Source organism: Chloroflexota bacterium (genome assembly GCA_014360905.1).
Classification (GTDB): Bacteria; Chloroflexota; Anaerolineae; order UBA2200; family UBA2200; genus JACIWX01.
Window position 1 is genome coordinate 115,194 of record JACIWW010000004.1, and the last position, 14,620, is coordinate 129,813.

General features: G+C 51.9%; 16 protein-coding genes. 1 reads left to right on the top strand and 15 read right to left on the bottom strand.

Translation table 11 applies throughout. The annotated features are described in order from the left end of the window. Positions 1 to 25: 25 nt before the first annotated feature. The 11 genes from fabG to H5T67_03135 all read right to left on the bottom strand — a co-directional run bounded on the left by fabG (position 26) and on the right by H5T67_03135 (position 10,241). Positions 26 to 775: a 3-oxoacyl-[acyl-carrier-protein] reductase gene (fabG, locus tag H5T67_03085; protein ID MBC7244305.1), complete on the bottom strand. Its 750-nt coding sequence runs from the start codon at positions 773 to 775 to the stop codon at positions 26 to 28. Continuing rightward, on the bottom strand, positions 772 to 1,758 hold the full coding sequence (fabD, locus tag H5T67_03090; GenBank protein MBC7244306.1) for an ACP S-malonyltransferase: 987 nt from the start codon (positions 1,756 to 1,758) through the stop codon (positions 772 to 774). The genes fabG and fabD overlap by 4 nt, the downstream gene beginning before the upstream one ends. Continuing rightward, on the bottom strand, positions 1,755 to 2,717 hold the full coding sequence (gene fabK, locus H5T67_03095) for an enoyl-[acyl-carrier-protein] reductase FabK (GenBank protein MBC7244307.1): 963 nt from the start codon (positions 2,715 to 2,717) through the stop codon (positions 1,755 to 1,757). The genes fabD and fabK overlap by 4 nt, the downstream gene beginning before the upstream one ends. 72 nt (positions 2,718 to 2,789) lie before the next feature. After that, a complete protein-coding gene (rpmF, locus tag H5T67_03100) occupies positions 2,790 to 2,990 on the bottom strand; it encodes a 50S ribosomal protein L32 (GenBank protein MBC7244308.1) in 201 nt (66 codons plus the stop codon). Between the two features lie 26 nt (positions 2,991 to 3,016). Then, positions 3,017 to 3,535, bottom strand: a complete 519-nt coding sequence (locus H5T67_03105) for a DUF177 domain-containing protein (GenBank protein ID MBC7244309.1) — start codon at positions 3,533 to 3,535, stop codon at positions 3,017 to 3,019. 125 nt (positions 3,536 to 3,660) lie between these two features. Further along, on the bottom strand, positions 3,661 to 4,125 hold the full coding sequence (locus H5T67_03110) for an ATPase (GenBank protein ID MBC7244310.1): 465 nt from the start codon (positions 4,123 to 4,125) through the stop codon (positions 3,661 to 3,663). 146 nt (positions 4,126 to 4,271) lie between these two features. Beyond that, the gene (gene coaD / locus H5T67_03115; GenBank protein ID MBC7244311.1) at positions 4,272 to 4,799 is read right to left on the bottom strand and encodes a pantetheine-phosphate adenylyltransferase; all 528 of its coding nucleotides are present in this window, start codon (positions 4,797 to 4,799) and stop codon (positions 4,272 to 4,274) included. Positions 4,800 to 4,812: 13 nt separating this feature from the next. Next, a complete protein-coding gene (recG, locus tag H5T67_03120; protein MBC7244312.1) occupies positions 4,813 to 7,242 on the bottom strand; it encodes an ATP-dependent DNA helicase RecG in 2,430 nt (809 codons plus the stop codon). 36 nt (positions 7,243 to 7,278) lie between these two features. After that, complete coding sequence (locus H5T67_03125; GenBank protein MBC7244313.1) at positions 7,279 to 8,118, bottom strand: DegV family protein; 840 nt, start codon at positions 8,116 to 8,118, stop codon at positions 7,279 to 7,281. An 18-nt stretch (positions 8,119 to 8,136) separates the two neighbouring features. Continuing rightward, complete coding sequence (locus tag H5T67_03130; protein MBC7244314.1) at positions 8,137 to 9,825, bottom strand: DAK2 domain-containing protein; 1,689 nt, start codon at positions 9,823 to 9,825, stop codon at positions 8,137 to 8,139. Positions 9,826 to 9,878: 53 nt separating this feature from the next. After that, on the bottom strand, positions 9,879 to 10,241 hold the full coding sequence (locus H5T67_03135) for an Asp23/Gls24 family envelope stress response protein (GenBank protein MBC7244315.1): 363 nt from the start codon (positions 10,239 to 10,241) through the stop codon (positions 9,879 to 9,881). Between the two features lie 186 nt (positions 10,242 to 10,427). Between H5T67_03135 and H5T67_03140 the strand changes: the two genes are divergently transcribed. Then, on the top strand, positions 10,428 to 10,610 hold the full coding sequence (locus H5T67_03140; protein MBC7244316.1) for a 50S ribosomal protein L28: 183 nt from the start codon (positions 10,428 to 10,430) through the stop codon (positions 10,608 to 10,610). A 64-nt stretch (positions 10,611 to 10,674) separates the two neighbouring features. On the opposite strand, the gene H5T67_03145 is transcribed toward H5T67_03140, so the two are convergent. From H5T67_03145 to yqeC, 4 genes are read right to left on the bottom strand one after another with little or no spacing between them, the layout of a single operon-like run. Continuing rightward, entirely contained in the window at positions 10,675 to 11,349 is a 675-nt protein-coding gene (locus tag H5T67_03145; protein MBC7244317.1) for a ribulose-phosphate 3-epimerase, read from the bottom strand. Positions 11,350 to 11,387: 38 nt separating this feature from the next. After that, complete coding sequence (gene rlmN, locus H5T67_03150; protein ID MBC7244318.1) at positions 11,388 to 12,437, bottom strand: 23S rRNA (adenine(2503)-C(2))-methyltransferase RlmN; 1,050 nt, start codon at positions 12,435 to 12,437, stop codon at positions 11,388 to 11,390. Continuing rightward, on the bottom strand, positions 12,412 to 13,242 hold the full coding sequence (locus tag H5T67_03155) for an HAD family hydrolase (GenBank protein MBC7244319.1): 831 nt from the start codon (positions 13,240 to 13,242) through the stop codon (positions 12,412 to 12,414). The genes rlmN and H5T67_03155 overlap by 26 nt, the downstream gene beginning before the upstream one ends. Further along, positions 13,239 to 14,618 (bottom strand): putative selenium-dependent hydroxylase accessory protein YqeC, encoded by a 1,380-nt coding sequence (gene yqeC, locus H5T67_03160; GenBank protein ID MBC7244320.1) that lies wholly within the window; start codon positions 14,616 to 14,618, stop codon positions 13,239 to 13,241. Before yqeC ends, H5T67_03155 begins: the two co-directional genes overlap by 4 nt. Between the last annotated feature and the right edge of the window lie 2 nt (positions 14,619 to 14,620).

The following is a 14,620-nucleotide window of genomic DNA, read 5'->3' on the forward strand; positions in this document are numbered from 1 at the left end:
GCCTTCTCCTTTGCAATCACTGCCGTCATTGCATTGCCAAGCCGCCATCCACAGACAACACTTGTCCTGTGATATAACTGGCCTCGTCCGAAACCAGAAAAGCCACGGCATTGGCAATGTCCTCTGGAGATCCGGGACGCCCAAGGGGCGTCATTTCTATACCTTTTGCGACTAGCTCTGGGGGCAAGATAGCGGTCAGATCCGTAGGGATGTAGCCTGGGGCTACTGCATTGACCGTGATGTTGCGCACCCCCACTTCCTTGGCCAATGCCTTGGTAAAACCAACCAGACCTGCCTTGGCGGCGGCATAGTTTGCCTGACCCGGATTGCCAGCCAACCCGGCGATCGAAGTGATGTTGACGATACGGCCGTAACGTTGTTTGAGCATCGGACGCTGGGCTGCTTTGGTGCAATTGAAAGCCCCTTTCAGATTGGTGTTGATTACTACGTCCCAATCCTCTTCAGACATACGCACCAACAGGGTATCACGGGTAGTACCCGCATTATTGACCAAGATATCTAATCGACCAAAGTGATCCAATGCACTCTGAATCAGCCTTTGTGCGTCGTCGTAGATGCTGACATCAGCCTGCACAGCGATCGCCTCCCCCCCTATGGCGCGGATGTGCTGCACCACTTCCTCTGCCGCAGCCTGATTGCTGCGGTAGTTAACCACCACTTTTGCTCCCAAGCTGGCCAGTTTAATGGCAATGGCTCGACCAATACCACGGGATGCTCCAGTTACGACTGCTACCCTGCCGTCTAATTCCCTCATGTTTCCACCAACATTTCGATTTCTTGCACAGTGCCCGCGTTGAGGATGCACACGCTACGGTCAATACGCTTGATCAGCCCGCTCAATACATCCTTTGGCCCAATCTCGACGAAAGTTTGCACTCCGTGAGCAATCATATAGCGCACAGATTCCACCCAGCGCACAGGCGAAGTGAGATGCTGCACCAGTTCACGACGGATATCCGCTGGCTCCACAATAGCGGAGGCAGAGACATTGCTCACAATGGGCACTTGAGCTTTGTTCAGGGTCAACCCATTCACGATAATAGCAAAGGATTCTGCTGCAGGCTCCATCAATGGGGAATGAGAAGCAATATTTACCGCTAACGGAACAACCCTTTTCGCCCCTCTTCCCATAGCCAATTGCAGTGCCTTTTCTAGCGCAGGTTTACTGCCCGACAGCACAATTTGCCCCGGTGCATTATCGTTGGACACCCATACGTTGCCTACTTCCTCGCAAATAGCACGCAATGGTCCAACTTCAAGACCCAACACCGCGGCCATAGCTCCTGGCTTTTTGTCTCCAACTTCTTTCATCAAACGCCCTCGCTCGCGAACTAGCCGCAGGGCTGAGGCGAAATCAAGCACCCCGGCTGCAAACAAAGCCGTGTATTCACCCGTACTGTGCCCAGCCACAAAGGCTGGGGTTCTGCCTTGGAACCAGCCCTCAGAGGTCGGGCGTTTTGCCTCTACCTGCTCTTGCAAAACAGCCCATAATGCTGCGCTGACGGTGAGCATGGCTGGTTGAACATTGACCGCATCCATCAGTTCGTCATCTGGCCCCTCGAAACACAATCTAGAAAGGGGGAAATGAAGGATGGCATCCGCTTCTTCAAAAAAGCACTTTGCTGTCGGGTAGCGGTCATACACATCGCGGCCCATGCCTACATATTGAGAGCCGCTGCCAGGAAAGACAAAAGCCAATTTGTTCTGTGTTGCTATGGACACTGCCTCGCTGTTCATTGAGAGCTACAGCTATCGGTGACATGGCGCGGCAAATGCAGCAAGAGATCCTCAGCCTCTGAGATGATGCGTTCGATTAATTCAGCAACGCTAGGAATATCATGAACCAGGCCACAACTTTGCCCAGCCATAAAAGACCCTTCTACTACATTCCCTTCCACAGCCGCCAGACGCAGCTTGCCTGTTCCAAACTCGATGAGCGCCTCTTCACTAAGCTCCTGCTTCTCCATCTCCTCGAATTTGCGTGTCATGGGGTTACGCAGAGCACGCACGGGATGGCCCAGGCTATGCCCCGTGGTGATCGTGGCTCTGTCGCCAGCTTTGACAATCATGTCCTTGTAGTTCGGGTGCACTGTGCATTCTTTCGTACAGATAAAGCGCGTGCCCATTTGTATACCGACTGCTCCCAACGCAAGCGCTGCTACTAAACCGCGCCCATCAGCAAATCCCCCTGCCGCTATAACAGGAATCTGCACTGCATCTACAACCTGGGGTACCAGGGGCAATGTCCCCACATCTCCGATATGCCCCCCCGATTCGCTGCCCTCTGCTATCACCGCATCTGCACCAACTCGTTCGAGTCGTTTGGCAAGCGCTACGGATGCTACCACCGGTATCACCAGGATGCCCGCTTGTTTCAATATGGGAATGTAAGCGCTGGGGTTCCCTGCTCCCGTGGTGACCACTGGCACCTTTTCGCGCACGCAGATCTGGAAAACATCCTGAGCAAAGGGGGAAAACATGGGTACGTTGACCCCGAAGGGCTTACTGGTGCACCTCTTGATCTCACGTATCTGCGCCTCAACCAAATCAGGCGGGGCATTCCCTGCCCCCAGGATGCCTAAAGCTCCTGCTTCAGAGACCGCAACTACCAGAGGAGGGGTTGAAACCCAAGCCATCCCCCCTTGCAGAATTGGATGTTCAATGTCTAGTAAGTCACAAAGAGGCGTTCTAATCATGTAATTCCCTTCTTGCCTTGATGCCGTCTGCCTCGAGCTAACAGAAAGGCTCGTTAGGCAAGGTTTCGATGCCTAAGATTCTTTTTTAGTCTTGGTCTTGATCTCGATGACCTCGGTGCCCTTGTAACTGCCACAAGATGGGCACACGTGGTGCGGACGACGCAATTCATGGCATTGCGGGCAGGGCACCAATTTAGTCGTTTTCAACGCCAGATGGCTGCGCCTGCGATCACGTCGTCCTTTCGATATTTTCCTTTTCGGTAATGCTCCCACGACGTAAATACTCCTTTCCAGATAGGCTACAACAAGCCATGCAAGATCATCAGTCTGGGATCGCTCTCCTCATACTGACAATCACATGGCCCCTCATTCAGATTTTTTCCGCACTGCGGGCATAAACCTCGGCATTGTGGGCTACACAACGGCGCTATAGGTACGCCTAGCAGCAAGTTCTGACGCACCACCTCCGTAAGATCAAGAATGTGATGCAAATCCGTCCTGGTCGCCTCGTCCTCACCGACCTCAAGAGGCAGCAGTGCGCCGGTCAATATATCTACAGAAGGACGGAAATGCTCCTCTAATTCCAGCACAACGGACACGGTAACCGGTGTCAAACACCGCCGACAAGGTACTCGGATCTCCGTCTGCAAGTGACCTGTCACAAGGATCCCACTGCCAGTACGCAAGAGCCTAACCCTGCCAAGCAGCATTGAAACAATGTCTAAATCCTCGTCAATGCCAGTGATGTCCTCGTCGAGATCATATTCCCTGCTAGCACCAGCAGGAGATTTGAGCAATTGAGCTACATTGAAGCGCATAGCATCAACACCTATTCAAAAATACATGTGCCAAGGCGTTAGCCGCAGGACGCATTGTAGGACACAGAAGGTATTGTGTCAAACATCGCAGCATAGACATCGGGTCTTTAATGAGTTTGCTCCGCTTACTCCGAGGATGATGGCATACGTCTCCTGCGCAGTTGCTCTAGACCATTGGAAGTGGTCTTCAGCAAAGAAGACAGCTCAGTCTCCAATTGGCTGAGGATGCCAATGGCATACTCATCTGCACCCTTGCAAATGTCTTCCGCTTGGCGCCTGGCCTCTGCTCTAATGCTTTCTGCCTCAGCGCGTGCTGCCGAAACGATCTCGTGCTCATCCACCAAACACGCGGCTTTTTCATGCGCTTCTTCGATAATGCGTTCGGCCTCCTGTGCAGCCGTGGTTAATATCCTTTCTCGATCCTGAAGCAGGTCATTCGCGCGTTTCACTTCCTGGGGAATAGAAACGCGCATTTGGTCAATGAGATCGAAAAAGGCATTTTCATCCACAACGGTTTTGGCCGTAAAGGGGATACGCCAGCCTCCGTTGACAAGAGCTTCCAACCGATCAACAAGGGTCAGGATGTCCATAGTGACTACCGCCTTTCACAGAAGGATATAAACCCCGAAAAGCTCACGCACATGGTATACACTTAAAACGCGCACATAGGGCTCTCATGCCTGCTATGCAATAAAACTGCACAGGAACTGTCTTTGCTCGGTCTTGAAATCAATCCCTAATCCCGTAAGGACACAATCTGCACCTTCGAACCCGCATCTGACCCGAGGAGATGAAATTTCTCTTTCAAAGCCTCGGCTACATGCTTTGGAACCATGGCATCTATGCATCCTCCCACCATGGCAATTTCCTTGATAACGCTGGAACTCAGAAAAGTGTATTCCTGGCTAGTAATCAAACACACCGTGTCGATCTCAGGGGCCAGCTTTCGGTTCGTCAATGCCATCTGAAACTCCAACTCGAAATCCGACAAAGCTCTCAACCCGCGCACAATAACACGTGCTCCGACACTGCGAGCGAATTTGACCGTCAAGCCGCTATAAGCCTGAACAGTAACATTCGGTAGCTCCTTCAGTGCTACCTCCGCCAAGGCTACCCGTTCCATGGTTGAGAACAGTAGATTCTTAAGCGGGCGATCATAGACCGCCACGATCAAGCGTTCAAAGAGAGGTGCGGCGCGGGTAGCGATGTCTATATGGCCATTGGTGATAGGGTCAAAAGTGCCCGGATAGATTGCTGTAGTCATCCCTTCCTCTTTCTCAGCTTAGATCGGTTTCCCTCCCCCAGAACTCACGTACTCTTTGCGCCAGCAATTGATGCTCGGGTTGGGACATGGTGGGATCCTGGTAAAGCAAATCTTGCGCTGCGCGACGTGCTTGCTCCAGGATACGGACATCCCCCATCTTTGCCACCTTCAGGTCAGGCAATCCGCTTTGGCGCGTCCCAAAGAATTCGCCAGGGCCACGCATCTTGAGGTCTTCTTCGGCCAACAGAAAACCATCGTTTGTTGTTTCGATGATCTTCAGCCGATGTTCGGCTTCAAAAGACGGTGACTCGGCTAACAGCAGACAGTATGACTGATGTTCGCCGCGCCCCACGCGTCCACGGAACTGATGAAGCTGAGCTAGGCCAAAGCGATCAGCTCCTTCGACCAACATCACGGTGGCATTTGGCACATCAATTCCCACTTCGACTACCGGAGTTGTCACTAGTATATCATATTCTCCATTGCGAAAGCGCGCCATGACTTGTTCTTTGTCTGAACTCTTCATTCGCCCATGTAATAACGCCAATTTGAGGTCAGGGAACACTTCATCCCGTAGACGCTCGTACTCATCCACTGCCGCTTTGGCTTCGATCTTCTCGGACTCCTCAATCAACGGGCATATGATGAAAGCTTGCCGACCCTTTTCGATCTGCCCACGCAGAAATGCGTATGCTCGCTCTCTTTCCCGAGGTGCAAGCCATTTGGTGATGATTTTCTGGCGATGAGGAGGAAGCTCATCAATAACAGAGAGATCTAAATCACCGTAGATGGTCAGGGCCAGAGTGCGAGGGATTGGTGTTGCACTCATCACCAACATATGGGGATTATACCCTTTCTGGCGCAAGGCAGCTCGCTGGGCAACGCCAAAGCGATGCTGCTCATCCACAATCGCCAAACCCAGATCTTTAAAAATAACCCCTTCCTGGATTAGAGCATGAGTACCAACGATGATATCTACTTCGCCACTTGCGATCTGACGGCGCCCTTCCTCTTTCTCTGCCTGGCTTAAACTACCTATCAACAACCCAATTCGTGTCTGAGCCATTAGATGAGCAGCCATCTCTGCATGACCTTGGAGTGCGTCTGCTGCATTCTGCAGCAGGATACTTAGTGTTCGGCAGTGTTGTTCAGCAAGTACCTCGGTTGGAGCCATCAGTACCGCTTGCATGCCATTTGCCACCGTTACCAGCATCGCTCCGAGTGCTACAACTGTCTTACCAGAGCCCACATCGCCTTGCAAAAGGCGACTCATAGGATGGGGGCGTTGTAAATCTTCCGTGATTTCCCGCAAAGCACGCTGTTGAGCTGCAGTCAATTTGAATGGCAAAGCATTTACAAAAGCGTCTAATAGCGCTTGATCTACAACCATCGGTCGGCCTGGCTGCTTTTGCCAGGCAATACGTTGGCTCATCACTCCTAATTGAATCAGGAGAAACTCTTCAAAGCAGAGCCGTTGACGAGCACGCGCCAAGGAATCCCAGCTATCGGGGAAATGCACCTGCTGAATAGCTGTGGCTGCATCAACCAAATGATAACTCTGACACAGCGAGGGAGGCAGACAATCCACCAGTCGCGAGGCCCATTCTTCGATGGCGGATTTGATCAAGGAACGCATACGCCGTGCAGTCAACCCGGATGTCAAAGGATACACTGGCACTAAACGTCCTGTGTGTACCAAGTCGCCTGTCAAACGTTCCCATTGGGGAGATTGGAACGTCAAGCGGCCCAAATACTGGTCAACACGGCCGCTGAGAACAATCTGGCGACCCTTTGTCAACTGCCGTACGAGATACGGCTGATTGAACCAGATCGCTTCTACGAAGCCAGTGCCATCGGAGATTATGGCTCTGGTCAGAGTCTTACCACTACGTGTTTGTTGGTTTTGCGCTTCCTGCACTATGCCAATAATCGTTACTTCCTCGCCGTACCTGAGTTCGCGGATGGTTTTCAGATTACTGAAATCGTCATAACGGCGTGGAAAAAGGTAGAGCAGATCTTCCACTGTATGCACGCCAAGGTGAGCTAACCTACGAGCCAAAGCAGATTGCACGCCTCGTACAACGGTCACTGGAGACTTGAGTCCAGAGCTGGATTGCACTGGCCGGGTCCGCTCCTTGCGCTGTGCATTGCTCTGCGCAGGCTGATGCTCTTCCCTTGCATTTTGTCCACCGATGGAGGATTGCAGCATTTCCAGAGTCTCCTGGATAGCAGCGAAGCGCTCCGCAATAGGCTTTTGGGCGTATCCCTGAAGGCGTGCAACGACCTCAGTCACCTGATTCTGCCGGTCCGGGGGTTCTGCTTCAGCCTTTTGAAGCCAGGTAGCCACAAATTTGTCCAATCCGCCAATGACAATGCGGTTCTGGCAACCATCGGTGCGTTCTTCGCTCAGTATTTTGATCAACTTATCGAAATCTAAGCCCATAGTTCTCGCATATCCACAGCAGTGAATGCTCGCGTTTCATCCTATCCCTTCGTAGACCACTACACCCAAGGCATCTGGCCCTAAATAAGTAGCAAGAGTCGCTCCATAGGGTTTGATATCTAGATTCTTTTGAGGAAAGGCATCGGAAAGACGCTCAAAAAGCATTTGTGCATCATCTGAGGAACGTCCTTGCAGGATTACGACTTTTTCGAAATATGCGAACTCAGCTACAAACTCAAAGAGACGATCTACTGGCCGTCCTCGGGAGCGAACTTTATCCAGCGGCATGATCTCGCCTTCTTCCACAATCATGAGCGGTCTAGGGCCTGGAAAACTATCAGCAAACGAGCGCCTCCTGACGGAATGAACGTATCGTTCCAGATACTCCAAGTTTTCGGCGAAAAAGACCATATAAAGGCGAGGAATCATCCCCCGGATTAACCGCACAATCTCTGCAACTGGGGTTCCTCGTTGGGCAGCCTCGGCAGCAGCTACTACCAGAGTCTCAAGTCCCCAGGATATCATTCGTGAATCAAAGACCGTGATCTTACTCCGGCCTAGAAATGCTCTGGTTGCTTCTTGGGCTGCCTGTACTGTTTTATTCAGTCTTGAGGAGAGATGGATGGACAAAATCTGGTCTGTGTTCTTCATCAATTGGCTGTACACGCGCTGGAACTCCTCTGAAGGAGGAGGTTCAGCAGTGGGTAGAAACCTGCTTTTGCTCAGTTGTTGGTAAAATTCGTTCCGATCTATGTCTACTCCATCAGAGTAGACCTTGGACCCAAAATTGATCTTGATAGGCACGACAGTTATACCTAGTTCAGCGGCAAGGAGTGGTGAGATGTCGGAAGAACTATCGGTCACTATCCTGATCATGCTCGCGTCCTCCTCTAATTATTCCACTGAAATGATATAGTGGTAATACGGTTGCTGGCCTTCCACCAACTCGACTTCTTTGTCTGGGTAGCGCTTCGCTATCCAGGAAATAAGACGCTCAGCTTGCTCCTGAGTGACTGCCTCGCCCCAGTAGACGGTTATGATCTCGTACTGCTCCATATCTATCCTCTGCAACACGGCCTGTGTTACCTGTTGCAGGTCATCGTTAGCCTCAACCAGCTCACCATTGAGCAATCCAATGAATTGCCCCCTCTGAACTTGCAGACCATTGATTTGAACCGAACGGATGGCATTGGTGATCTCTATGGTCTGGATTTGAGAAGCTGCTCGCTCCATCAGGTCTGCGTTGGTTTTCAGGTCGCTCTGGTAGTTAAAAGCTAATAGAGCTCTGATACCTTGCGGTATGGTCTTGGTTGGAACAATCACGACTTCTTTTTCGGACATCCGCTGCGCCTGTTGCGCGGCCAGGATGACATTGGGATTATTTGGCAAGACAATGACCTTATCAACGGGCAGGCTGGATATGGCTTTCAGCAGCTCTTCAGTGCTAGGGTTCATAGTCTGCCCACCAGGTACCGTTGCTCCTGCTCCTAGGCTTTCGAACACCCGCCTAAGTCCATCTCCATTAACCACTGCCACAATTTCAATATCGCTTAGCGGTTGGGTTGTGGAAACAGGGCGTTGCTCCTGCCTCTGTTGTGCCAGAAATTGCCGATACTGTACCTGCATGTTTTCCACCACTACATCGCGCAGAGTTCCCTTGCTAGTCGCGTAACTGATGATACGCCCAGGATCGTCTGTATGCACATGTACTTTGATGGTGTGCGCATCCCCAACAACTAGAACGCTTTCGCCCATACTCTCTATCGTGGCTTGGATATCTTCAATAGGTAAATTCTCCCCCTCGATAAGAAACTGTACGTCGTAACCATATTCACCCTCAGAAAGTGCTCCTTGCTCCAACTTTGTCGCTGCTCTGATTTCTAGCCTTAGCGGTATTTGCTCTCCGCGCAAGTGGCGCAAAAACCCCTCTAGAATGACGTATAGGCCCTGTCCGCCGGCGTCAACCACGCCCGCTTCTTTGAGCACAGGCAGCAGTTCGGGCGTGCGCGCTAAAGCATCCTTGGCACGTTCTACCGTCCGTTCCAGCACGTACAGGGTGTCATTGCTGTCCGCTACAGCGGACATAGCTGCTTCAGCAGCCTCACGCACAACGGTCAGAATTGTCCCTTCAACTGGCCGCATCACCCCTTTATAAGCAGTCACAGCACCTTCGCGCAAAGCAAGTGCCCAGTCAGAAGCAGTAGGTTGCTCTTTGCCATCCAGGTACTTGGCAATTCCCCGCCATATTTGGGAAAGGATCACGCCCGAGTTACCACGTGCACCCATTAGCGCTCCATGCGCCAAAGCACGAGTCACAGCCGCGATCGAGTTCTCCGAAACCGTAGATATTTCCCGTAGAGCAGCCTGCATGGTCAAATACATATTGGTACCCGTGTCACCATCGGGCACGGGATAGACATTGAGCGAATTGATGAAGTCGATATGTGCCTCTAACCAGGCCGTGCTGCTTTCGATGAGTCTCTTTAGCTCCTGTCCATCGCAAGCGATTGGTCTATCCTCTTTCCTATTCGTAGGTGGTAACGAATGCCTGCTCGTCTTGCCTACGTCATCTTGTCCGGTCAAAACCTTACCTCCATCCCAGCGCTCATAGTACGTGATGAATTGCTCGTCACGTCCTACTCACTGCTGTTCGTGCTGACTCTCAGACCCTGTATGTGAACGTTGACTGCCCCAATAGGAACACCTAGAGCTTTCTCTACGCGGAATTTGACATTTTCCATAATGTTATGCGCTACTTCGCTAATGCGGACCCCGTATTCCAAAACCACGTATAGGTCAATGATGATCCGCTGTTCTACCACCTTAACTTGTACACCTCGGCGGTAATTATCGCGGTGCAATATCTCCGCCAGACCGCTGCGGAGTGTAGGGCATGCCATGCCTACTACGCCATAGCACTCCAGCACTGCTGCAGCTGCTAGCCCTGCAATAGCTGCAGGTGAAACTTCAATTCGGCCTAATTTGCGCTCTTCAGCCATTTATACACTCCCTGCTCCTCGAAAAGATGCGGAAACAGCGCTCAGCATGTCATGCTTCATTAGCGCTCTTCATGACATTGAGCACATTCTCCTTTGCCATAAAAACTTGCCTAAAATGCGTTTTTGTGGTAATATATAGTGCTTTTTCCAGTATATTTTATTTACATGCAAAAGAGGTAATGTCCAATGTCAGTAAAATGCGATATCTGTGGAAAGGGACCACAGTACGGTCATAACGTAAGCCATTCCAAAAGAGCTACGAATCGTCGCTGGTTGCCCAATATCCAAAAAGTAACCGTTCGAGATGGCAATACAATCAGGCGTCTGAACGTGTGCACGCGCTGCCTTCGTACATTGCATAAGGCTTAGCTCCTCGCTGTCCTCGGAAAGCCAGCACCCGCAAGTGCTGGCTTTTTGCTTGAAACACCTTCGATCAGACTTCGATGCTCCTCCGTATTCTGGAAATTGCCTCTGCCACAGGCTCTTTCGTACCAAATATAGCCTGTCCAGCTACAAGCACAGTGGCTCCTGCTGCTACAACTAACGGCGCAGTCTGAAAATCAATCCCTCCATCTACCTGGATAGCCGCGAACGAGCGGCGTTCATCCAGCATGTGCTTTACTTGTCGAATCTTATTGAGCATGCTGGAAATAAACTTTTGTCCGCCGAAGCCGGGATTGACCGTCATCACCAGAACCGAATCCACATCTTCTAGAATCTCTTGCAAAGACATTGCTGGCGTGGCCGGGTTGAGCACCACGCCGGCTTTTGCACCATAACTCTTGATCTGTTGGATCGTACGGTGCAGATGTGGACAGGCTTCCACGTGCACGAGGATCCAGTCTGCTCCTGCAGAGATAAAATCAGCAATGTAACGCTCTGGCTCTACGATCATGAGATGGGTAGGCAACGGCAAAGAGGTGACGCGGCGCACAGCTTCAACAATTGCGGGGCCAAATGTGATATTGGGCACAAAACGACCATCCATCACATCAATGTGAATGTAATCAGCCCCTCCTGTCTCAGCCTCTTTCACCTGTTCCCCAAGGCGTGTGAGGTCTGCGGACAGAATGGATGCAGCTATTTTGACTGGTGGTCCACCCTTCATAAGGCCATAATACTCCGTTTTTGCCAAAAAAGCAAGAACTAATCCGTTTTTCGCTGACGCGATCGCAGTTGGCCACATCCCGCCTGTATATCAATACCACGCCCCAATCGCACGGTGTTCGCGATCCCCATGCGATTCAGCTCGCGTCGGAAGGCAAAGATTCGCTGTCGTGTGGAGGGCTGATAATCGCATTCTCCAGTAGGATTAAGCGGGATGAGATTCACATGGCAGAGCAAGCCGCGCAGCAGTTGGCCCAGTTCCCTCGCTTGCTTTGGGTCGTCGTTAACGCCCTGAATCAGTGCATACTCAAAACTTACCCGCCGTCCGGTTCGCTGCACGTATTCTTGACAGGCTGCGAGCAACTCTGCTAACGGATAACGTTTGTTGATAGGCACCAGATGGTCTCGCAGCTTGTCGTTAGCTGCATGTAGCGAGATCGCTAGCCCCACAGAAAGCTCTTCCTGAGCCAAGCGACGAATGCCTGGCACCAACCCAACTGTGGAGATAGTAAATCGCCGTGCTCCCAGGTTGAAGCCTCGATGGTCATTCAAAACCCTTATAGCATGCAAGGTCGCTTCGTAGTTGGCCAGAGGCTCGCCCATGCCCATGAACACTACATTGGTAACGGTGGCTCCCCGCTCTCGCAGTTGCTGAGCAAAATAGAGCACCTGTCCCACGATTTCGCCGCTGCTCAGGTTGCGCTTGAATCCGCTTTGGCCCGTGGCACAAAACGGGCACCCCAATGCACAACCCACTTGGGTTGAAAGGCACACCGTATGACGCCCCTCATAATGCATGAGCACGCTCTCTATCGTCTCACCGTCCTGCAACTGCAACAATACTTTTGTCGTCAGACCATCAGCAGAGGTTAGGGTTTCTAGAGGCAGCAGTGGCTGGATGATAGCCAGGTCATTCCACTTGTGACGTAGAGGCAACGGCAGATTGGTCATGGCGGTAAAATCGAACACCAACTCACGGTAGATCCATGCGAAAAGCTGCTGAGCGCGGAACGAAGGCTCACCCTGTTCGGTGACCCAGGACGCTAGTTGTTCATAAGACCAATCAGTGAGCAAAATGCTCGCTGTCATCCCGCAATCCTTCACGCCAGGCTCGATGCAGTGCAGCAACGTCTTCATAGACTAGATCGGGCATAAGCGATGAATGAGCCAACTGCTGACGGTCCGTCACCCCGCTCAGTACGAGGATAGTGACTAGTCCCATTCGCCGCCCGCCCAGAATATCTGTATCGAGACGATCGCCAAGCATAGCCGTTGTCTTCGGTTCAGCCTGTAGTTTCTGAAAGGCGATCTCAAAGATGATTGGCTGTGGTTTGCCGATAATCAGTGGGGCAGTGTCCGTAGCGGTTTCAATCGCCGCCAATAGTGCTCCCGCACCTGGAGTCAACTCGCCTTCAGAAGGGAAAGTCTTGTCCGGATTGGTACCAATGAACAGAGCACCTGCTCGGATGGCGCGAGCCGCAGTTGTCATCTTCTCATAATTGAAATGGTAATCGAGCCCCACCACCACATACGCGACGTCGCTATCTTTGCTGAGCACAAATCCCTTCTTCTTTAATTCGGCTCGCACACCATGCTCACCAATGAGATAGACCTTGGTGCCAGGTGGAGCGACTCTGGCCAAATACATGGCAGTGGCCTCACCTGAAGTCAAAATTTCTTCCTCCACTGTTTGTATGCCCATGCGCGCTAATTTGGCAACGTATTGCGACGCTGTGAGTGTCGAATTGTTTGTGAGCAGGAGGCAATGCACGCCTATCTGACGCAGAAAATGGAGAAATTCGCCTGCCCCTTGGATAGGCGCATTCCCGCGGTAAAGAACTCCATCCATATCAATGATCAAACTGCGCAGTTGGGTCAACTTGGGAATAGTCATCTTGCTTTGTTCATCCCTTCAGAGGCTTGTTGTTCTGCTTGTATTCGCTCCAAGAGCCTTCGATAATCGGCATCTGTGTCAATGTCGCAGCAAATTTCCGGAGACTCCACTTCGACAGGCACCACCTTATCTTCAAAGCGTGCGATTACCTGCCGCCCGCCTATGTCCCCATGTAGAGCTTTCAGCTCGGGAAAAAGGCAGCGGTCGAACAGAGCAGGCGGGCTGCGCCGACCCTCACAGGAGGAGGCGACGATTGGCTTAGTCGTGCGATAGTACGCTAGTAAGATGCGCTCAAGTGCTGAACTTGTCACTAGTGGCTGGTCAGCCAGGACAAACAGGGCAGCTTCTGATCGGCGATCAATCGCCTCAAGTCCGGCACATATAGAGGAACTCATACCTGCTTCCCACTTCTCATTCCACACTGTGCGGCAAGCCGATGGAATGCACGGCGTGATTTGCTCTGCGGAGCATCCAAGGACGACTATGACCTCGTCTACGCTGGTAGCCATCACCGCATCCAGCACATGCTCAATCATGGTTTTTCCCGCAATGGGCAAAAGTTGCTTGGGCATTCCGAAGCGTTTTGAAGCTCCAGCCGCCAGGACGACAGCCGAGACCCGACGCCAGCATTCCATGACGGGGTTATCAGTTGCCGCTGCACCGATAAGCACCCTATCCAGGGGGGAAGCAGCCTTAATCTGGCGCGCTATTTGGCGGGCAATAGCAAGTGCCCTATCATCCTGCACCTTATTGATGAAAGGCATCACACGAGCATGAGCAGGAGCCCCTTTGAGTGCCCCCTGTTCATGGACAAGGAGTTTTGCCAGAACCGAAGCGTTGATCACTTCCCCAGGTGTCAAGCCAGTCAGCTCGGCAACCAGTTGAGGACGGTGAACCGCTTCTTCGCCAAGTGTACTGCCAACCACATCTACCCCCACGACGGGCACGAACAGAGTGGTCTCGATGGGCACTACTGGCTCATAGGCTGCGGGAGCTTTGAGCGACCGCCCCTTGGCTCCGTCAGCCTCAATGATGATTGCATCTGCTAGATTTATCAGAGTCTCAACTAAACCTAGATCAATGCCCTTCAGTTTGTTCTCTGTCTCAAGACGCTGGGCAGCCAATGTGATCAGGCTGTTATGGTGTAGAGACTCCTTGACTAGACACAAAGCTTCTGCTGGGTCGCTAGATACAACCAAATCTTCCATTGGTCCAAGGGATGGTGGGCGTATCATGGTCGTGGTGGTCACGATCACGTGCCAGCCAAGGCTGACCAACTCACGGCCTAAGCGGCACATGGCCGTGGTCTTCCCTCCTGCTCCCACGAAGGAGATCACGTCGCCCTTGTGAACTTGCAATGCTTCCCAGAGTTGCATCT